Source organism: Streptomyces sp. URMC 124, assembly GCF_051386455.1.
Classification (GTDB): Bacteria; Actinomycetota; Actinomycetes; order Streptomycetales; family Streptomycetaceae; genus Streptomyces.
This window is the reverse complement of the sequence record NZ_JBPQTS010000089.1, coordinates 1-19,129: the sequence shown is the minus strand read 5'-3', so window position 1 is coordinate 19,129 and position 19,129 is coordinate 1. Positions and strand designations below refer to the sequence as shown.

The window sequence follows — 19,129 nt, the reverse complement described above, 5'->3', positions numbered from 1 at the left end:
GGATGGCCCCCATGAGGAGCGCGCGGGACGAGGACCGGCAGGTGCGGCCCACCGATGAGGACGAGGTGGCCGCCGCAGGCAGCGAGCTCATCGGCGGGCCCGCGGGCAAGCGGGCGGTGCCCGGCGGGGGGTGGTGGACGCCGGTCCGGGTGATCGTGCTCGTGGCGATCGGGATGTTCGCCCTCGGCATGGTCCAGAAGCTCCCCTGCTACGAGTACGGGTGGTTCTTCGGCGCCACCACGCAGTACACCCACGCCTGCTATTCCGACATCCCGCACCTCTACAGCGGCCGCGGCTTCGACGCGGGCCTCGTCCCGTACTTCGACCGCATCCCCCAGGCCGTCTCCGGCGGCATGGACTACCTCGAGTATCCGGTCCTCACCGGCCTGTTCATGCAGATCGCCGCCTGGCTCACCCCCGGCGGCGGCACCATCCAGCACCGCGAGCAGATCAACTGGCTGGTCAACGCCGGCATGCTGATGGCCTGCACCGCCGTGATCGCCGTCTGCTCGGCCCGTACGCACCGGCGCCGCCCCTGGGACGCGCTGCTGATCGCGCTCGCGCCGGCCTTCGCCCTGACGGCCACCGTCAACTGGGACCTGTTCGCCGTCGCCCTCACCGCCGCGGCCATGCTGATGTGGTCCCGGGGCAGGGCGGTGCCCGCGGGCGTCCTGATCGGTCTGGCGGCCGCGGCGAAGCTCTATCCGCTGCTCCTCCTCGGCCCGCTCTTCGTGCTGTGCCTGCGGGCCGGGCGCATGAAGGCCTTCGCCACGGCCACCGCGTCCGCCGTGGCCGCCTGGCTCGTGGTGAACCTTCCGGTGATGCTCACGCACGACGCCGCCGGCTTCCACATCCGCGAAGGCTGGGCGAAGTTCTACACCTTCAGCCAGGAGCGCCCGATCGACTTCGGCTCGGTCTGGCTGCTGATCTCCCAGCGCACGGGCAATCCCCTGGACGACGCCAACACCTACGTAAGCCTGCTGATGATCCTGGGCTGCCTGGCCCTGGTGGCCCTCGGCCTCTACGCCCCCAGGCGCCCGCGCTTCGCCCAGTTGGTCTTCCTCGTGGTGGCGCTCTTCGTCCTCACCAACAAGGTCTACTCACCGCAGTATGTGCTCTGGCTCATCCCGCTCGCCGTGCTGGCGCGCCCCAAGTGGCGCGACTTCCTGATCTGGCAGGCCTGCGAGGTGCTGTACTTCCTCGGCATCTGGTCCTACCTCGCCTACACGGGCAGCGGTGACAAGCACCAGGGCCTGCCCACGGAGGGCTATCAACTGGCCATCGTCCTGCACCTGCTGGGCACGCTGTATCTGTGCGCGGTGGTCGTGCGCGACATCCTCATGCCCGAGCGGGACGTCGTCCGCCGGGACGGCTCCGACGACCCCTCCGGCGGCATCCTCGACGGAGCACCGGACGTCGTCACCCTCGGCTCCGCGCACGCCCCGCCGTACGCGGAGCGTTCCGCCGGCACGAGCGTGCGCTGGGGGACCGGCAGCCGCCCGCCGGCGTAGGGGGGCGGCCGGCCGGTCCCGTAACCCGAGGGGGGTGGGTCAGTGATCGACGAGACGGTCGACCTGAGTGGTGGTGTGCCGCAGCTGGGCCTTCAGCTCGTCGCCGACCTGAGGGGTCCTCGCGTCGCTCGGCACGAACAGGATCGACACCTGCATGTGCGGGGGCTCCGCGAACCAGAGCTGCTTGTTGTCCCAGTAGAACGGCGACTGGTTGCGGTTCATGGTCGCGAGGCCCGCCCGGGCGACGCCCTTGGCGCGCGGCATCATGCCGTGCAGCGCCTTCGGCGCCTCCAGGCCCACGCCGTGCGAGGTGCCGCCCGCCACGACGACGAGGTGGCCGTCGCCGGCGACCTTCTGCTGGCGGTAGCCGAAGCGGTCGCCCTTCGACACGGGCGTCACGTCCAGCACCGCGCCCGTGTAGTGGGTGGCGCCGTGGTCGCCGAGCCACAGCCGGGTGCCGATGCGGGCCCGGAAGCGGGTGTGCGGGTACTGCTGCTGCAGCCGCGCGAGCTCCTCGGCCTTCAGGTGGCTGACGAACATGGTCTGCAGCGGCAGGCGCGCGTTGCGCAGCCGCTCCATCCACTCGGAGACCTCCTGGACGGCGTCCGAGCCGTCCGTGCGGTCCAGCGGCAGGTGGATGGCGAAGCCCTCCAGGCGCACGTCCTCGATGGCCGCGTGCAGCTTGGGCAGGTCCTCCTCGCTGATGCCGTGCCGCTTCATGGTGCTCATGACCTCGATGACGACGCGGGCGCCGACCAGGCCGCGCACGCCCTCGACCGAGGAGACGGACCGTATGGCCCGGTCCGGCAGCGGCACGGGCTCCTCGCCCAGCCGGAAGGGCGTGAGCACCAGCAGGTCACCGCTGAAGAAGTCCTTGATCTTGGCCGCTTCGTAGGTGGTGCCGACGGCCAGGATGTCCGAGCCGAAGCGGGCGGCCTCGTCGGCCAGCCGCTCGTGGCCGAAGCCGTAGCCATTGCCCTTGCACACCGGGACGATGCCCGGGAACTGCTGGACGATGGTCTGCTGGTGCGCCCGCCAGCGCGCGGTGTCGACGTAGAGCGTGAGCGCCATGGCCCGTCCCGGAACCTTTCCCTGTGCCTGCTGGATGCTGTGCCTGCTGAACGCGCGGGGTCGCAGGACCCCGGAAGAACGTCAGCGGCGCGACATGTACATGTCGAGGGCCTTGTGGAGCAGCTTGTTGAGCGGGAAGTCCCACTCGCCGAGGTACTCCGCGGCCTGGCCGCCCGTGCCGACCTTGAACTGGATGAGGCCGAAGAGGTGGTCGCTCTCGTCCAGGGAGTCGCCGATGCCGCGCAGGTCGTAGACGGTCCCGCCCAGCGCGTAGGCGTCGCGCAGCATCCGCCACTGCATGGCGTTGGAGGGACGGACCTCGCGCTTGTGGTTGGCCGAGGCGCCGTAGGAGTACCAGACGTGCCCGCCGACGATCAGCATGGTCGCGGCGGCGACGGCCTCGCCCTCGTGCACGGCGAAGTACAGCCGCATGCGGTTGGGGTCCTCGGTGTTGAGGGCCGTCCACATGCGCTGGAAGTAGCTCAGCGGCCGCGGGCGGAACTTGTCGCGCTCCGCGGTGATCTCGTACAGGTGCTGCCAGGTGGGCAGGTCCTCGTAGCCGCCCTGGACCACCTCGACGCCGGCCTTCTCGGCCTTCTTGATGTTGCGGCGCCACAGCTGGTTGAAGTTCTTGTGGACGTCCTCGAGCGAGCGGTTCGCCAGGGGCACCTGGAAGACGTACCGCGGCTGGACGTCACCGAAGCCGGCGCCGCCGTCCTCGCCCTGCTGCCAGCCCATCCGGCGCAGCTGGTCGGCGACCTCGAAGGCGCGCGGCTCGATGAAGGTGGCCTCGACGTCGCGCAGGCGCTTGACGTCCGGGTCGGAGATGCCGCCCTTGATCGCGTTGGCGTCCCAGCGGCGGATGACGACCGGCGGGCCCATCTTCACGGAGAAGGCGCCCTGCTGCTTGAGGTGGGCGAGCATGGGCTGCAGCCAGTCGGCGAGGTTCGGCGAGAACCAGTTGATCACCGGGCCCTCGGGCAGATAGGCCAGGTAACGCTTGATCTTGGGCAGCTGGCGGTAGAGCACCAGACCCGCGCCGACCATCTGCCCGGTCTTGTCGAACCAGCCCAGGCTCTCCGAGCGCCACTCCGCCTTGACATCCGCCCACGCCGGCACCTGCATGTGACTGGCCGCGGGCAGGCTCTGGATGTAAGCCAGATGCTGCTCTCGGCTGATTGTCCTCAGGGTCAGGCTCATGCGGGGCGCTCCTCGGCAGGTGTGTCCCCATGGTCGGGGCTCCGGCTCTCGCGGCGAAGCCTACTGCGACAGGGACGCACACCGTTGGGGCGCCCGTTCGGGTGTACGGCCGGGTGGGCCCCGCGCTATCCGATGAGCCCCCCGAAGAGACCCCCGTGGGCCATGCCGAGGAAGAAGCCGAATGCGGACGCTCCCAGTCCGATGATCAGCAGGAAGCGCTCGCCCGTCGTGGCCGAGATGTACTGCCCGTACGCACCGGTGAGGATGCCCACCAGTCCGCTCCACGAGCTCAGCAGGTGCAGGTTGTTGAAGGCCGAGGAGACGAAAGCGAGCACTCCGAGCACGAGCGTCACGGCGACGAAGGTGTTCTCGAGCGGATGCGGCTTTCCGTCGCTGTTGAGCACGGAATTGATCAAAGAACGGGGGCCGCGGGACTGGCGCACTGCCTGTGTCATGGGGCTACCTCCTCCTGAAGGCGACCGGCGCATTGTTGCGCCGGTCACATCCGGTGGGTCCAGATTGAGGGCCCGCGCGGCCGGATTTCAACCGGAAGCCGCAGTGCGGGTACTCTGTACGGTCTGCACCGGTGTCTGCCCAGACCAGCTTCGGTCCTCTGGGGCAACCCAGGGACTTTCCGCTGATTGTCAGTGTCGGCCGATACCGTTGTTCACGCATCACGACCCTCCTGCCACGGAACGACCGTGGCCGCTGAGTCCAAAGGAGGTGGGTTCCACATGCGTCACTACGAGGTGATGGTCATCCTCGACCCCGATCTCGAGGAGCGCGCTGTCTCCCCGCTGATCGAGAACTTCCTCTCCGTCGTCCGTGAGGGCAACGGAAAGGTCGAGAAGGTCGACACCTGGGGCCGTCGTCGTCTCGCGTACGAGATCAAGAAGAAGCCCGAGGGCATCTACTCGGTCATCGACCTGCAGGCCACGCCTGCGGTCGTCAAGGAGCTCGACCGCCAGATGAACCTGAACGAGTCGGTCCTCCGGACCAAGGTCCTCCGTCCCGAGACCCACTGAACCCCAGCGGTTCAGAGGTAATCGGGCTGTAGCTCAACGAGCAGCAAGCAGCCAGCAGCACACCCGCCGAGAGGTTCACCCATGGCAGGCGAGACCGTCATCACGGTCGTCGGCAATCTCGTCGACGACCCCGAGCTGCGCTTCACCCCGTCCGGTGCGGCGGTCGCGAAGTTCCGCGTCGCGTCCACTCCCCGCACCTTCGACCGCCAGACCAACGAGTGGAAGGACGGCGAGAGCCTCTTCCTCACGTGCTCGGTGTGGCGTCAGGCGGCGGAGAACGTCGCCGAGTCGCTTCAGCGCGGCATGCGCGTCATCGTGCAGGGCCGTCTGAAGCAGCGGTCCTACGAGGACCGCGAGGGCGTCAAGCGCACGGTCTACGAGCTCGACGTCGAAGAGGTCGGCGCCAGCCTGAAGAACGCCACGGCGAAGGTCACCAAGACCGCGGGTCGCGGTGGCCAGGGTGGCTACGGCGGTGGCCAGCAGCAGGGCGGCTGGGGCGGTGGCCCCGGCGGTCAGCAGCAGCAGGGCGGCGGCGGTGCTCCCGCCGACGACCCCTGGGCCACCAGCGCGCCGTCCGGCGGCCAGCAGGGCGGCGGCGGAGGCGGCTGGGGCGGCGGCCCCGGCAACTCCGGCGGCTACTCGGACGAGCCGCCCTTCTAAGGGCGAGCAGCACACAAACTTCTTGATCACACAGGAGAGAAACGATGGCGAAGCCCCCGCCGCGCAAGCCTAAGAAGAAGGTCTGCGCTTTCTGCAAGGACAAGACCGCTTACGTGGACTACAAGGACACGAACATGCTGCGGAAGTTCATTTCCGACCGCGGCAAGATCCGTGCCCGTCGCGTGACCGGCAACTGCACCCAGCACCAGCGTGACGTCGCCACGGCCGTGAAGAACAGCCGTGAGATGGCGCTGCTGCCCTACACCTCGTCCGCGCGATAAGGGAAGGGTGACCAACTAATGAAGATCATCCTCACCCACGAGGTCTCCGGCCTCGGCACCGCCGGTGACGTCGTCGACGTCAAGGACGGCTACGCCCGCAACTACCTGGTCCCGCGCGGTTTCGCGATCCGCTGGACCAAGGGTGGCGAGCAGGACGTCGCTCAGATCCGCCGCGCTCGCAAGATCCGCGAGATCGCCACGATCGAGCAGGCCAACGAGGTCAAGGGTCAGCTGGAGGGCCTCAAGGTCCGCCTGGCCACCCGCTCCGGCGAGGCCGGCCGCCTGTTCGGCTCCGTGACCCAGGCCGACGTCGCTGCCGCGATCAAGGCTGCCGGTGGCCCGGACGTCGACAAGCGCCGCGTCGAGGTGGGCTCGCCCATCAAGACCCTGGGCGCCCACCAGGTCTCCGTGCGTCTGCACGCCGACGTCGTTGCCAAGCTCGGCATCGAGGTCGTCGCTGCCTGATCACCCACCGGTGATCGGTAGAGCCTGAAGGAGGGCCGTACCCCTGCGGGGGTGCGGCCCTCCTGCTGTTCGCGCTCTTCGGGGTGAGCCCGGGGAGGCCGGGAGGCCGGGGAATGTCCGGGGGATGCCCGGGGATGTACGGGGGTGCCCGGGGAAACGTTCCCTCAGCGGGTCGCCCCGGTGACGATCCAGCGCCCCGACCGCGCCCGCATCCACAGGGTCGCCAGCCGGGCCGCCATCATCAGCGTCATCGCCCACCACAGAGCCGTCAGGCCGCCCCCGAGCACGGGGACGAGCAGGGCCGCAGGGGCGAAGACGGCGAGGACCAGCAGCATCGCCCAGGCCAGGTAGGTGCCGTCCCCGGCGCCCATCAGCACCCCGTCCAGGACGAACACCACGCCGGCGACGGGCTGGCAGAGGGCCACCACCAGCAGGGCCGGCAGCAGGGTGTCCCGCACGGTGCCGTCGGAGGTGAACAGGGGGATGAACAGCGGCCGGGAGGCCACCACCAGCACCCCCAGCACCGCACCCGAGGCGATGCCCCACTGCACCATGCGCCTGCAGGCGGCCCGGGCGCCCTCCGCGTCGCCCGCGCCCAGACAGCGCCCGATGATCGCCTGTCCGGCGATGGCTATGGCATCCAAGGCGAAGGCCAGCAGGGTCCACAGGGAGAGCACGATCTGGTGGGCCGCGATCTGGGCGTCACCCAGCCTCGCCGCGACGGCCGTGGCGATCATGAGGACGGCGCGCAGCGAGAGCGTACGGACCAGGAGCGGCACTCCGGCCCGGGCGCAGGCCCGGATGCCCGCCGCGTCGGGCCGCAGGGAAGCGCCGTGGCGCCGGGCGCCACGCACGACCACGACGAGGTAGGCGGCGGTCATGGCCCACTGGGCGAGGACCGTGCCCCAGGCGGAGCCGGCGATGCCGAGCCTCGCGCCGTAGACGAGCCCGGCGTTGAGGGCGCCGTTGAGGGCGAAGCCCCCGACGGCCACGGCCAGGGGCGTGCGGGTGTCCTGCAGGCCGCGCAGGACGCCGGTGGCGGCGAGGACGACGAGCATGGCGGGGATGCCGAGGGTGCTGATCCGCAGGTACGTCGTGGCGTGCGGGGCGGCGGTCGGGGAGGCGCCGAAGAGTTCGACGATCGCGGGGGCGGTGGGCAGGACGGCGGCCACGAGGGCCGCGCCGAGGAGCGCGGCGAGCCATATGCCGTCCATGCCCTGGCGTATCGCGGCCCGCAGATCGCCCGCGCCCACGCGCCGGGAGACGGCCGCGGTGGTGGCGTAGGCAAGGAAGACGAAGACGCTGACGGCCGTGGCGAGCAGGGCGGCGGCGATGCCGAGCCCGGCGAGCTGCGGGGTGCCGAGGTGGCCGACGATGGCGCTGTCGGCCATGAGGAAGAGGGGCTCCGCGACGAGGGCGCCGAAGGCGGGCACGGCCAGCGCGACGATCTCGCGGTCGTGCCGGCGGGCGGTGCGGGGGGCGCGCTCGGGAGCCTGGGTCATCCCACCAACGTAATCTTCCACAGGTAATCGGTGCAACTATCCTTGGACCCTTACATTGAGCTGCTCGGTCCGATCTTCTCTGCGCCGTTTGTCGCGATCTCCGGCGGACGGCGAAAGTTTTTCTCCTCAACAGCCGGTGGATGGCGAAACTGCAGGTCAGAGGCGTGTGCTCGGGGAGGCTGTGTGTTTGTCCACAGCGGTTTCCCCCGCCTCGTGCACAGGTTGCGCGGACTTCTCCACAGGATGGGGCCCGTCATCCACACGGCCTGTGGATAACCAGATTGGCTGACGGTGCCCGCGGGCCTACCGTGGACCGGCGGCCGACGCCTGTTCCGGCCCCGACGGACCTGATGGGACCGCCCTGAACTCGACGCGCCGGAACCGGAGTCGGGCGGGCTGTTTGTCAGAGCCGTGCCGTAAGAAAGAACAGCACGGCAAGGTCCGCTTCGCGGACGGGAGGAGGTGGCGGGATGAGCATCCCCGAGCCCATGGACGACCCCTGGGCGGATGCAGGTCCCGGCGACCGCCTCCCCGTGTCCCGTCCCCGCCGCGGTGACGGCCCCTCCCGCGGCGAGCGCCACGACCGCGGCGCGGAGGACGGCTCCTGGTCGCAGGGCGGCGGTCAGGGCCAGCAGGGCGCAGCGGCCTTCGAGCGCGTGCCCCCGCAGGACCTGGACGCCGAGCAGTCCGTCCTCGGCGGCATGCTGCTGTCCAAGGACGCCATCGCCGACGTCGTCGAGGTCCTCAAGGGCCACGACTTCTACCGCCCGGCGCACGAGACGATCTACCAGGCCATCCTCGACCTCTACGCCAAGGGCGAGCCGGCCGACCCGATCACCGTCGCCGCCGAGCTCACCAAGCGCGGCGAGATCACCCGCGTCGGCGGTGCGCCCTACCTGCACTCCCTGGTCCAGACGGTCCCCACCGCGGCCAACGCCGAGTACTACGCCGAGATCGTCCACGAGCGCGCCGTGCTGCGCCGCCTCGTGGAGGCCGGCACGCGCATCACCCAGATGGGATATGCCGCCGACGGCGACGTCGACGACATCGTCAACAAGGCCCAGGCCGAGGTCTACGCCGTCACCGAGCAGCGCACCAGCGAGGACTACCTCCCCCTGGGCGACATCATGGAGGGCGCGCTCGACGAGATCGAGGCGATCGGCTCGCGCAGCGGCGAGATGACCGGTGTCCCCACGGGCTTCACCGACCTGGACTCCCTGACGAACGGCCTGCACCCCGGCCAGATGATCGTCATCGCGGCCCGTCCCGCCATGGGTAAGTCCACCCTCGCGCTGGACTTCGCCCGCGCCTGCTCGATCAAGCACAACATGCCGAGCGTGATCTTCTCGCTCGAAATGGGGCGCAACGAGATCGCCATGCGCCTGCTGTCCGCCGAGGCGCGCGTCGCCCTGCACCACATGCGTTCCGGCTCCATGACGGACGAGGACTGGACGCGGCTCGCCCGCCGCATGCCCGACGTCTCCGCCGCCCCGCTCTTCATCGACGACTCCCCGAACCTGTCGATGATGGAGATCCGCGCCAAGTGCCGCCGCCTGAAGCAGCGCAGCGGCATCAAGCTCGTGATCATCGACTATCTGCAGCTGATGCAGGCCGGCGGCGCCAAGCGCGCCGAGAGCCGCCAGCAGGAGGTCTCGGACATGTCCCGAAACCTCAAGCTGCTGGCCAAGGAGCTGGAGCTGCCGGTCATCGCGCTCTCGCAGCTGAACCGTGGCCCCGAGCAGCGCACGGACAAGAAGCCGATGGTCTCCGACCTGCGTGAGTCCGGCTCCATCGAGCAGGACGCCGACATGGTCATCCTGCTCCACCGCGAGGACGCCTACGAGAAGGAGTCGCCCCGCGCGGGCGAGGCGGACATCATCGTCGGCAAGCACCGTAACGGCCCGACGGCCACGATCACGGTGGCCTTCCAGGGCCACTACTCGCGCTTCGTGGACATGGCTCAGACCTGATCGGTCCCTGGCGGTCCCTGTCGGGCCCCGGCGGTCTCCGGGTGGGTGCGATCAGTCCAGGAAGCCGTCGAGGTCGCGGAGCAGGCGGGCCTTGGAGCGGGCACCCACGACCGACGTCACGGGCTCGCCCGCGCGGAATAGCATCAGGGTCGGCATGGACAGGACCCCGTAGGCGGCCTGCGTCTGCGGATTGGCGTCCACGTCGAGCGCGACGATCTTGAGCCGCCCGGCCTCCTGCTCGGCGAGGTCGGCGAGCACGGGCGCGAGCATGCGGCAGGGCGGGCACCAGTCGGCGGTGAACTCGACGAGTACGGGGAGCCGTGAGCCGAGGACTTCGGCCGCGAAGGTGGCATCGGTGACGGCGGCGACGGTGGCCTCGGCCGCGGTGGCTGTGGAGCTGCTCATGGCGTGTCAGGGTTCCCTTCGATTCGATCGGGGGCGGTTACGGGATGCGCGGCGTAGTCGGCGTCCGCGGCATCGCTTCCGGCGCGCCGTCCGGCCCGGTGAACGCGCACAGCGGCGGCGGGCCGCCGGGGGCGTCGGCCGCGGCCTCCAGCTCGGCGCGCGCGAGCTGGGCGCCCACCTCGGCCCGGACCCGTTGCAGGTGGTCGATGCAGTCGTCCAGCTCCGCGAGCTTGCGGCGGTAGACGTCGAGGGAGGCGGGGCAGGAGTCTCCGGCCGGGTGGCCGGCCCGCAGGCAGTCCACGAACGGACGGGTCTCCTCCAGCCCGAAGCCGAAGTCCTGCAGCGTGCGGATCTGCTGCAACAGGCGCAGGTCGCCGTCGTCGTAGGTGCGGTAGCCGTTGCCGCTGCGGCGGGCGGGCAGGAGCCCGAGCTCCTCGTAGTGCCGCAGGGTGCGAGTGGTGGTGCCCGCCTGCCGGGCCAGTTCCCCGATGCGCATGGCCATGACCGTAAACCTTCACGTGGACGTGAAAGCCAGTGCGGCGAAATGCCGGTGCCCGTGCGGACCGCCCTGGCTAGGGTGCGGTCATGATCGATGCCTCGTACAACGACGCCGCCCCGTACAGCGGCGCAGCCTCGCACGACGACGCCGGGCTGCTGCCCGCCACCCGCCGCGCTCTCCTCCACCGCCTCGCCACCGGTCAGTCCCAGGGGCGCGCGCCCTCCATGGTGGGGGCGGTGATGCGGGAGGGGCGCCTGGTGTGGAGCGCCGGCCGCGGCGAACTCCCCTCGGGGGCAGGGGACGAGGACGTCCAGTACCGCATCGGTTCGATCAGCAAGACCTTCGTCGCCGTGCTGGTGATGCGGCTGCGTGACGAGGGGCTGCTGAAGCTGGAGGACAGGCTCGGCGCGTACCTCGACACCCCGGCGGGCGGCGAGGCGACCATCGCCCAGCTCCTGTCGCACACCTCGGGGCTCGCGGCGGAGGCGCGCGGGCCGTGGTGGGAGCGCACGGACGGCGCGTTGCGCCCCGAGCTCGGCGATCTCTTCGGCGACCGCCCCCAGCTGCACACCCCCGGCCGTCTGCACCACTACTCCAACCCCGGCTACGCGCTCCTGGGCGCCCTGGTCGAGCGGATCCGCGGTGAGAGCTGGTACGCCGTGCTGCGGCGCGAGGTGCTCGCACCGCTCGGCATGGAGCGCACGACCCTCGCGCCCGCCGCGCCCCACGCGGACGGCTGGGCCGTGCACCCCTGGGCGGACGTCCTCCTTCCGGAGCCCGCCGTGGACACCGGGCGGATGGCGCCCGCGGGCCAGCTCTGGTCCACGACCGCCGACTTGTGCCGCTTCGCGGCGTTCCTGACGCACGGGGACGAGGGGGTGCTGGCCGCGTCGACGCTCGCCGAGATGCGGGTGCCGGAAGGCGGCGCGAAGGCGCCCGGGCAGTCCGGCTACGGGCTCGGCCTCCAGGTGATGGAGCGGGACGGCCGGACGCTCGTGGGTCACATGGGCACTATGCCGGGCTTCGTGGCGATGCTGCTGGCGAGCCCTCAGGACGGGACCGCCGCCGTCGTCCTGGCCAACCGCACCTCCTGCTTCGAGGTCGGAAGCGTCGCGGCGGACCTCCTGACGAAGGTCGCCAAGCTCGAACCGCGCATCCCCGCGCCCTGGCGCCCCCTCTCCGAGGCGAAGGAAGAGCACCTGGAGCTGACCGGGTCCTGGTACTGGGGCGCGGCACCGTTCACGCTGCGGCTGTGCGCCGGCGGGGCCCTGGAGCTGTCGCCGCTGGGTTCGGGCGGGCGCGGCTCGCGCTTCCGCCCGGAGCAGGACGGCACCTGGACGGGGCTCGACGACTACTACGCGGGGGAGACGCTGACCGCGGTCCGGACGGCGGAGGGCGCGGTCAGCCACCTCGACCTCGGCACGTTCGTCTTCACGCGGGAGCCGTACGAGGCGGGCGACGCGGTGCCGGGAGGCGTGGACGCGGCCGGCTGGCGGACGGCGGAAGGGCGCCGCTGAGGCCCGGCGCCGGACGTGGCCGAGGACCGGCCGGAACTCATCGGATTGTCGGTCCGGTCCTGTGGACGACGGTCGGCGCGGGAGCGGCGGCGGACGTAGGGTCAGAGGGAGATTGGCGGGCGCCGGACACGGCGCGACACCCGGAAGGCACTGGCACCGTGACTGCGAACACCGCACCGGACCTGCTCGACCTCGCGCCGCTGGGCGCCGGTCACTTCGCACGCATCGAGGACAAGATCGCGTCGCTGATGCACACGCGCGAGACCGTCGTCACGATGCAGGGCGAGGCGCTGCTGCCGCTGGAGGCCGCGATCCGCTCGGCCGTCCGGCCCGGCAGCACCGCGCTCAACATCATCACCGGTCCGTACGGCGAGACGTTCGGCGGCTGGCTGCGCTCCTGCGGCGCCGAGGTGGTCACCGTCTCCGCGCCGTTCAGCGGCGCGGTCGGGGCCGACCAGGTGGCCGAGGCCCTGCGGGCGAATCCGGCGATCGACTTCGTCAGCCTGGTCCACGCCGAGGCGGCCACGGGCAACACCAACCCCGTCGCCGAGATCGGCGAGGTCGTGCGCGCGCACGGCGCGCTGCTGATGCTGGACGCGGTCGCGTCCGTGGCCGCCGAGCCGCTCCTCACCGACGAGTGGGGCGTCGACCTGTGCGTCATCGGCGGGCAGAAGGCGATGGCCGGCCCGGCCGGCGTCTCCGTCGTCTCGGTCAGCGCCCGTGCCTGGGAGCGCATCGCCGCCAACGAGCAGGCGCCGCGCCGCTCCTACCTCTCCCTGCTGGACTGGAAGGAGCGCTGGATCGACGGCGGCCGCGCGGCGCTGCCCCACGCACCCGCCCAGCTGGAGATGCTGGCCCTGGAGCAGGCCGTCGACCGCATCGAGGAGGACGGCCCGGAGGCCGTCATGGCCCGCCACCGCGCCGCGGCCGCCGCCACGCGCGCAGGCGCCCGGGCCTTGGGCGGCGGCCTGTCCCCGTACGTCGTGCGCGACGAGGACGCGGCTCCCGTGGCCACCACCCTGCGCGCCCCCGAGGGCAAGGACGCCCGTGACGTCGTGGCGGCCGCCCTGGCGGCCGATGCCTCGGTGCCCGTCCAGGCGGCTGCCGGCCCGCTCGCCAAGGAGATGATCCGCGTCAACCACTACGGCCTGGATGCGGACCGCGAGGTCGTCCTGGCCTCCCTGTCGGCGCTCGGCGAGGGGCTTCGCGCCCTGGGCGTGCCGGTGGCGGACGCAGCGGAGGCGCTGGAGGCCGCGGGGAAGGCGTGGGACGCGGTGATTCCCGCCTGACGCCTTCCGGGGATCGCTCGGCCGTCGTCGGTGCTTTCGCACCGGCGGCGGCTTTTTTGTTTCTTTCACCCGGTATGGCGCGTGAGCGCCTCGCTCAGGTGCCCGGATAAAATCGGAATCCACAACCCGTTTTGATGTCCGGCCCCGGGGAGACGCGCGCATGGCAGAACACAGGGACCCGTATGCGTCGTCCCGAGGCCCTGCCTCTCTCCGTTCGGATGCGCGGCGCAACCGCGCACTGGTCCTCCAAGCCGCCCGATCCGCCTTCGAGGAGGACGGGTTGGGGGTGCCGCTCGGGGAGATCGCACGCCGCGCCGGCGTGGGTCCGGGCACCGTCTACCGCCATTTCCCTTCCAAAACAGCCCTGTTCAAGGCAACCGTGTCCGACAGGATCCGGCTCTTTACGGACACAGCAAGGGAGTTGGCGCATGCGGACGATCCCGGAGCGGTGTTCTACCGCTACCTGTCCGCGGTCATACGCCTCACCGTGCGGAACAAGGGGCTGTGTGACGCCCTGGAAGGGCTGGGGAGCCGTTTCGACCCCTCGCCCGGCGTCGAAACGGACTTCCGCGAGGCCCTCGCCGCTCTCCTGCGGCGCGCCCAACAGGCCGACGCCGTACGGAAGGACGTGACCGTCGATGACCTGATGGCCCTGCTCATGGGCTGCCTGTCGATGGAGCAGCGGCGCGGCCCCGGAGTCGCCCCGGGGAGGATGACCGCGCTGGCGTGCGACAGCCTCCGCCCGGGGCGTAGCGTAACGAAACTACCGCCTAATCCCCCGGCTCCGCGTAACGAAACCCGCTGCGCTGTGTGTGACGGGTCCGTGCCGTCCGCCCGGACGGGCCGGCCCGCCCGGTACTGCGGCGCGGCCTGCCGGCAGAAGGCACACCGGGAGCGGGCCCGCGCCCGTCGGGGCCCCGGCGGCTCGGCGGCGGCAGGCGGCTTGGGGACGGTAGGCGGTTCAGAGGTGGTACTTGAAGCCGATGTGTGAGGCCTCGAAGCCCAGCCGCTCGTAGAAGCGGTGGGCGTCCACGCGCGTGGCGTCCGAGGTGAGCTGCGCGATCCTGCATCCCGCGCCGCGCGCGGCGTCCAGGGCCCATTCGATGAGCCGGCTGCCCAGGCCGCTGCCGCGTGCCTCGCTGTGCACGCGGACGCCCTCGATGAGCCCGCGCGACATGCCGGCGCGGGACAGCCCCGGTATGACGGTGAGCTGGAGCGTGCCGATGACGCGTCCGTCGTGCACGGCGACCACCAGCTGCTGGTGCGGGTCGGCGTCCACGCGGTCGAAGGCCGTGCGGTACGGGGCGAGGTCGCCGGGGGTTTCGCGCCCCGCCCCGATGGGGTCGTCGGCGAGCAGCGCCACGATGGCGGGCACGTCGCCCGAGGTGGCGCGACGGATCTCGATGTCGCGGATGTCGAGGGGAGTGCCGGCTTCGGGGTTGTCTACGGGGTTGTCTGCGGCGTTGGCTTCGGAGCCGGTGTTGGCGTTGGCGTCGGAGCCGGCGTCGGTGGCAGTGTCGCGGATCTCGATGTCGCTCATGATCCGGACCCTATGACCCCGGGGCGGGGTCCGTCCTCTGCAAGGCCGCAGAACCGCGGCGCGGGGCGCGCGGTCACGACACCGGCGCGAGCGACTCCACGGCCGTGACGAGCGGGGCCAGCTCCTCGCGCTTGGAGGCCTCCCGGAGGGCCTCGCGCAGCGCGGTGTCGTTCGTCGGCCGGGCCTCTTCGAGGAGGGCGAGGCCCGCCTCCGTGACGTCGGTGTAGATGCCCCGGCGGTCGGTGAGGCAGAGGTAGCGCGTCAGCAGCCCGCGGTCCTCCAGGCGGTTGACCAGGCGCGTCGTCGCGCTCTGGCTGAGCACGACGGCCTCGGCGACCTCGTTCATGCGCAGGTGGCCGCCCTCGCCGCTGTGCTGGCGGCTGAGCACGTCGAGGACGGAGAACTCGCGCACGCTCAGGCCGTGCGCCGCCTGCAGCGCCCGCTCGATGTGCGCCTCGATCCGGCCGTGCAGGGCGGACAGTGCGCACCAGCCCTGTGCCAGGCCGAGCAGAGCGGGGTCCGGGGTGCGGGACATGGGGCCCTCCTTCTGACCGCACATGCGTGTCATCTCGGACCAGGATAGCTCTGCGACGCAATAGCCCGCGCTTGCAAGTATCCGCGTATGCAATTATTGTCTACGCCGGTAAGGGTCGACTGCAACGATGCCTGGTGGGCTCCTCGCCTCCCGCTCACTCCCGCCCCCTCCCCCTCCGTGAAGGACCCCTCGTCATGCCTCTCGCACTGCTGGCGCTCGCCATCGGCGCCTTCGGTATCGGCACCACCGAATTCGTCACCTCGGGCCTGCTACCGGAGGTCGCGGACGAGTTCGGCGTCTCCATCCCGACTGCCGGTTACCTGACGACCGGCTACGCGCTCGGCGTCGTGATCGGCGCCCCGATCCTGGCGATCCTCGGCAGCCGGGTGCCGCGCAAGAAGATGCTCATGGCCCTGATGGGCCTGTTCGTCGCCGGAAACGCGATCTCGGCGGCCGCCCCCGTCTTCGCAGTGATGCTCGCCGGGCGGATCGTCGCCTCGTTCGCACACGGTGCGTTCTTCGGCATCGGCGCGATCGTGGCCGCAGGCCTGGTCGCCCCGCAGAAGAAGGCGGCCGCGATCGCGATGATGTTCACCGGCCTGACCGTGGCCAACGTGGTGGGCGTACCGATGGGCACGATGGTCGGCCAGAGCGCCGGCTGGCGCGTCACGTTCTTCCTCATCGCCGGACTGGGCGTGCTCGCCGTCCTCGGCATCGCCGCGCTCGTGCCGCAGCAGCCGCGCCCCGAGCAGGCCCGCATCAGCGGCGAGCTGGCGGCCTTCCGCAACCCCCAGGTCCTGCTCGCCATGGCGATGACCGTCCTCGGCTTCGGCGGCGTCTTCACCATGACCACCTACTTCACGCCGATGATGACGGACGCCGCGGGCTTCGCCTCCTCCTCCGTCACCTGGCTGCTCGTCCTCTTCGGCCTGGGCATGGTGGCGGGCAACCTCGTCGGCGGCCGGTTCGCCGACCGCGCGCTGATGCCCATGCTGCTCACGGCCCTGGGCGGCCTCGCGATCGCCCTCGCCCTGCTGCCGCTCGCCACGCACGACAAGATCGCCACGGCGATCGTCGTCCCGCTGATCGGCGCGCTGGGCTTCGCCACCGTCCCGCCCCTGCAGAAGCGCGTCCTCGACCAGACCGCGGACGCACCGACCCTCGCCTCCGCCGTCAACATCGGCGCCTTCAACCTGGGCAACGCGATCGCGGCCTGGCTCGGCGGCCTCGTGATCTCCGCCGGCTTCGGCTACACGGCGCCCAACTGGGTCGGCGCGGCGATGGCCGCCTCCGCGCTCGCCCTGGCCCTCCTCTCCGCGGCACTGGAGCGGCGTACGGGCGCCCGGAGCGCGGCGAGTGCGCCGAGCGCGCGGAGCGGGCGCATCGTGGCGCGGCCGGAGCACGCCGCGAGCGGGACCGGCGAACGCGCCGACCGCGAAGCCGGCCGGAACGCCGACCGGGGAGCGGTGACGACGCAGAGCTGACCACGCAGCCCTGACGATGCAGCGCTGACCGTGCGCGCCGCCATCACCACAACAGCCCCTGCCTCGCCGTAAGACACAGCAGCGCAGCAACACACCAGCACGACCACCACCGCAGTACCTGAAGCACCACGACCCACAGCACCATCACAAAGCACCCCAAAGCACCTCAAAGCACCTCCAGGAGTCCCCCCGTGACCGCACCCGCCACCGCCACCACCGTCACCTCCTCCGCCACCCCCGTCCTCCCTCTCACCACGGACGACGCCGATGCGCTCCTCACAGCCGCCCGCCGCGCCGCGGACGAGCAGGGCGTACGGGTCGCGGTGACCGTCCTCGACGCGGGCGGTCACCTGCTGGCCTTCCGCCGGGACGACCGGGCGGTGCTCATCGCGGGGGAGACCAGCACGCGCAAGGCCTTCACGGCACTGCAGCTCGACGCCCCGACGGCCGACCTGGTCGACGCCGTCCAGCCCGGCGGCCTCTTCCACACCCTGCCGACCGCCCTCGACCGCCCGCTGCTCTTCATCGCCGGAGGCGTTCCGCTCCACCGCGACGGCCGGCTCGTCGGTGCGATCGGCGTGGGCGGCGGGGCGCCGGAGCAGGACCACGGCATTGCGCTGACCGCCATCGCCGCCGTCCTGGGCGGCTGAGTCCGCAGGCGGGCACCGACGTCCCCCGGGTACCGGATACCGGATACCCGGGGGGCTATTCGCGTGTGTCCGGCGGCGGCCCCGCCTACGCTCGGGGACCGTGACCAGACTGCATTTGTTCGACATGGACGGGACCCTCATGCACGGGTCCGCGGCGGCGATCGAGATATCCCGGCAGCTCGGGGTCGAGCGGGAGATCGCCGAGCTGGAACGGGCATTCGCGGCCCGCGAACTCCAGCCGCCGCGCTTCGCCGAACTCGCCTGTGCGCTGTGGCGGGAACTCACCGAGGAACAGGTCGCCGCCGCTTTCGCCGGTGCGCCCTGGCTGGCCGGAATACGTGAGGTGTGGGCGGAGATCCGGGCCCGCGGCGAGCGCTGCGCCGTGATCTCGCTGTCCCCGGGTTTCTTCGTCGAACGCCTGCTGACCTGGGGCGCCGATGCGGCCCACGGCTCGCGCTGGCCCACGGTGCCCTTCCGGGACCCCGTGGACCCGGCGGGCATCCTCGACGCCGCGGCGAAGGTGCGGATCGCGGACGAGCTCTGCACGGAATTCGGTCTGACCCGCGCCGACTGCGTGGCCTACGGCGACTCCATGTCGGACGCGCTGCTCTTCTCCGCGGTTCCGGTCTCCGTGGCCGTGAATGCCGACCACCACGTGCGGGATATCGCCGTGCACTCCTATGCGGGCCGGGACCTCAGGGAGGCGTACGAACTCGTCGGCTCCGGTCGATAGCCCGTGGCCGATTCCGTAACGGTGAAGAACCCACCGGCGAAAGGGGGTTGTGTCATTCATGCCGACAGGTAGGGTCAACTCCCGTTCGCGGGAACCAGTGTGCGCCGGGAACGGGGGAAGCGGCTCAGCCTAGCCCCAACCGGGGCCCTGCCACTCGGACTTCCCGTGATTTGCGCGAGGCGGCGCAGAAGATGGCATGCTGCGCAGCCTGGAACAGCGACCCATGAGCAGAGCGGGGAATTGCGAACACTTTCCGGCTTGAACGGAAGTGCGAGGACGGACCGAGAGATGTTCGAGGCGAGACGATGAAGGACGCTCCGACCAGGTCGGCCGACGGCGGCGCGCACGGCAGAGGGAGTGAACGGGGCTGGTTCACCCCGACGCAGCCACCGGACGGAGACGGGGCCCGCGGCGGGCACGGCAGGCCACCGGAGGGCGGGGCGGAGGCGGAGGCCGTCCGGCCGGCGCCCCGGCCGGGCAAGTGGGTGGCGGTGCGGTCGGCGGAGCAGACGCAGCCCCGTCCGCGGCCGCAAGCCGGGCCCCCGCCGCAAGCCGGGCCCCGATCCCGGCCGCAAACCCCGCCGCCACCGGCTTACGAGCAGCCGCCCGGGTACGGGCACCCGCCTGCTTACGAGCCGCCGCCCGGGTACCAGCAGCCGCCCCATGACGAGCAGCCGGACGCGTACGAACACCAGCGCCCGCCCGAGCCACCGCCCGACAGGAGCTTCCGCCCCGCCTGGGAACCGGTTCCCCTCTCTCCCCCCGCCCCGCCCTCCGGTGGCCTGCCGTGCC

Annotated in this window: 20 protein-coding genes; 12 read left to right on the top strand and 8 right to left on the bottom strand. The window is 71.4% G+C overall.

Going from position 1 to position 19,129, the window contains the following annotated elements; translation table 11 throughout:
• The first annotated feature begins 11 nt into the window (after window positions 1-11).
• Complete coding sequence (locus ACSNOG_RS19470) at window positions 12-1,511, top strand: glycosyltransferase family 87 protein (RefSeq protein WP_436753931.1); 1,500 nt, start codon at window positions 12-14, stop codon at window positions 1,509-1,511.
• 39 nt (window positions 1,512-1,550) lie between these two features.
• Here the strand turns inward: ACSNOG_RS19470 and ACSNOG_RS19465 are convergent, their stop codons facing one another.
• The 3 genes from ACSNOG_RS19465 to ACSNOG_RS19455 form a co-directional block, all read right to left on the bottom strand.
• Entirely contained in the window at window positions 1,551-2,582 is a 1,032-nt protein-coding gene (locus ACSNOG_RS19465) for an alanine racemase (RefSeq protein WP_436753930.1), read from the bottom strand.
• An 81-nt stretch (window positions 2,583-2,663) separates the two neighbouring features.
• Window positions 2,664-3,782 (bottom strand): lipid II:glycine glycyltransferase FemX, encoded by a 1,119-nt coding sequence (locus ACSNOG_RS19460; RefSeq protein WP_436753929.1) that lies wholly within the window; start codon window positions 3,780-3,782, stop codon window positions 2,664-2,666.
• Between the two features lie 125 nt (window positions 3,783-3,907).
• Window positions 3,908-4,237 carry a hypothetical protein gene (locus ACSNOG_RS19455; RefSeq protein WP_436753928.1) on the bottom strand — a complete coding sequence of 110 codons (330 nt, stop codon included), beginning with the start codon at window positions 4,235-4,237 and terminating at the stop codon, window positions 3,908-3,910.
• Window positions 4,238-4,516: 279 nt separating this feature from the next.
• Here ACSNOG_RS19455 and rpsF point away from each other — a divergent pair, with 279 nt between their 5' ends.
• The 4 genes from rpsF (at window position 4,517) to rplI (ending at window position 6,213) form a co-directional block, all read left to right on the top strand.
• Entirely contained in the window at window positions 4,517-4,807 is a 291-nt protein-coding gene (gene rpsF / locus ACSNOG_RS19450) for a 30S ribosomal protein S6 (protein ID WP_030366820.1), read from the top strand.
• An 81-nt stretch (window positions 4,808-4,888) separates the two neighbouring features.
• Complete coding sequence (locus tag ACSNOG_RS19445; RefSeq protein WP_436753927.1) at window positions 4,889-5,467, top strand: single-stranded DNA-binding protein; 579 nt, start codon at window positions 4,889-4,891, stop codon at window positions 5,465-5,467.
• 44 nt (window positions 5,468-5,511) lie between these two features.
• Window positions 5,512-5,748: a 30S ribosomal protein S18 gene (gene rpsR, locus ACSNOG_RS19440; protein ID WP_004950692.1), complete on the top strand. Its 237-nt coding sequence runs from the start codon at window positions 5,512-5,514 to the stop codon at window positions 5,746-5,748.
• A gap of 18 nt (window positions 5,749-5,766) precedes the next feature.
• A complete protein-coding gene (gene rplI / locus ACSNOG_RS19435; RefSeq protein WP_106681030.1) occupies window positions 5,767-6,213 on the top strand; it encodes a 50S ribosomal protein L9 in 447 nt (148 codons plus the stop codon).
• 164 nt (window positions 6,214-6,377) lie between these two features.
• Here the strand turns inward: rplI and ACSNOG_RS19430 are convergent, their stop codons facing one another.
• The gene (locus tag ACSNOG_RS19430; protein ID WP_436753926.1) at window positions 6,378-7,715 is read right to left on the bottom strand and encodes an MATE family efflux transporter; all 1,338 of its coding nucleotides are present in this window, start codon (window positions 7,713-7,715) and stop codon (window positions 6,378-6,380) included.
• Between the two features lie 470 nt (window positions 7,716-8,185).
• On the opposite strand from ACSNOG_RS19430, the gene dnaB reads away from it, so the two are divergent.
• Complete coding sequence (gene dnaB, locus ACSNOG_RS19425) at window positions 8,186-9,685, top strand: replicative DNA helicase (RefSeq protein ID WP_173864797.1); 1,500 nt, start codon at window positions 8,186-8,188, stop codon at window positions 9,683-9,685.
• A gap of 51 nt (window positions 9,686-9,736) precedes the next feature.
• On the opposite strand, the gene trxA is transcribed toward dnaB, so the two are convergent.
• Together trxA and ACSNOG_RS19415 are read right to left on the bottom strand one after the other, a co-directional pair.
• Complete coding sequence (gene trxA / locus ACSNOG_RS19420; protein WP_436753925.1) at window positions 9,737-10,090, bottom strand: thioredoxin; 354 nt, start codon at window positions 10,088-10,090, stop codon at window positions 9,737-9,739.
• A 37-nt stretch (window positions 10,091-10,127) separates the two neighbouring features.
• Window positions 10,128-10,586 carry a MerR family transcriptional regulator gene (locus ACSNOG_RS19415; RefSeq protein WP_436753940.1) on the bottom strand — a complete coding sequence of 153 codons (459 nt, stop codon included), beginning with the start codon at window positions 10,584-10,586 and terminating at the stop codon, window positions 10,128-10,130.
• 89 nt (window positions 10,587-10,675) lie between these two features.
• On the opposite strand from ACSNOG_RS19415, the gene ACSNOG_RS19410 reads away from it, so the two are divergent.
• From ACSNOG_RS19410 to ACSNOG_RS19400, 3 genes are all read left to right on the top strand, one after another.
• Entirely contained in the window at window positions 10,676-12,106 is a 1,431-nt protein-coding gene (locus ACSNOG_RS19410; protein ID WP_436753924.1) for a serine hydrolase domain-containing protein, read from the top strand.
• 158 nt (window positions 12,107-12,264) lie between these two features.
• A complete protein-coding gene (locus ACSNOG_RS19405) occupies window positions 12,265-13,395 on the top strand; it encodes a pyridoxal-phosphate-dependent aminotransferase family protein (protein ID WP_436753923.1) in 1,131 nt (376 codons plus the stop codon).
• Between the two features lie 286 nt (window positions 13,396-13,681).
• The gene (locus ACSNOG_RS19400) at window positions 13,682-14,386 is read left to right on the top strand and encodes a TetR/AcrR family transcriptional regulator (protein ID WP_436753939.1); all 705 of its coding nucleotides are present in this window, start codon (window positions 13,682-13,684) and stop codon (window positions 14,384-14,386) included.
• Here the strand turns inward: ACSNOG_RS19400 and ACSNOG_RS19395 are convergent.
• Together ACSNOG_RS19395 and ACSNOG_RS19390 are read right to left on the bottom strand one after the other, a co-directional pair.
• Window positions 14,357-14,809 carry a GNAT family N-acetyltransferase gene (locus ACSNOG_RS19395; protein ID WP_436753938.1) on the bottom strand — a complete coding sequence of 151 codons (453 nt, stop codon included), beginning with the start codon at window positions 14,807-14,809 and terminating at the stop codon, window positions 14,357-14,359. The genes ACSNOG_RS19400 and ACSNOG_RS19395 overlap by 30 nt on opposite strands.
• Before the next feature lie 199 nt (window positions 14,810-15,008).
• On the bottom strand, window positions 15,009-15,470 hold the full coding sequence (locus ACSNOG_RS19390) for a MarR family winged helix-turn-helix transcriptional regulator (RefSeq protein WP_436753922.1): 462 nt from the start codon (window positions 15,468-15,470) through the stop codon (window positions 15,009-15,011).
• A gap of 194 nt (window positions 15,471-15,664) precedes the next feature.
• Between ACSNOG_RS19390 and ACSNOG_RS19385 the strand changes: the two genes are divergently transcribed.
• The 3 genes from ACSNOG_RS19385 (at window position 15,665) to ACSNOG_RS19375 (ending at window position 18,337) form a co-directional block, all read left to right on the top strand.
• A complete protein-coding gene (locus tag ACSNOG_RS19385; RefSeq protein WP_436753921.1) occupies window positions 15,665-16,954 on the top strand; it encodes an MFS transporter in 1,290 nt (429 codons plus the stop codon).
• Between the two features lie 191 nt (window positions 16,955-17,145).
• Window positions 17,146-17,604, top strand: coding sequence for a GlcG/HbpS family heme-binding protein (locus ACSNOG_RS19380; protein WP_436753920.1), 459 nt, complete (start codon window positions 17,146-17,148; stop codon window positions 17,602-17,604).
• A gap of 100 nt (window positions 17,605-17,704) precedes the next feature.
• The gene (locus ACSNOG_RS19375; protein WP_436753919.1) at window positions 17,705-18,337 is read left to right on the top strand and encodes an HAD family hydrolase; all 633 of its coding nucleotides are present in this window, start codon (window positions 17,705-17,707) and stop codon (window positions 18,335-18,337) included.
• The last annotated feature ends 792 nt before the right edge of the window (window positions 18,338-19,129 follow it).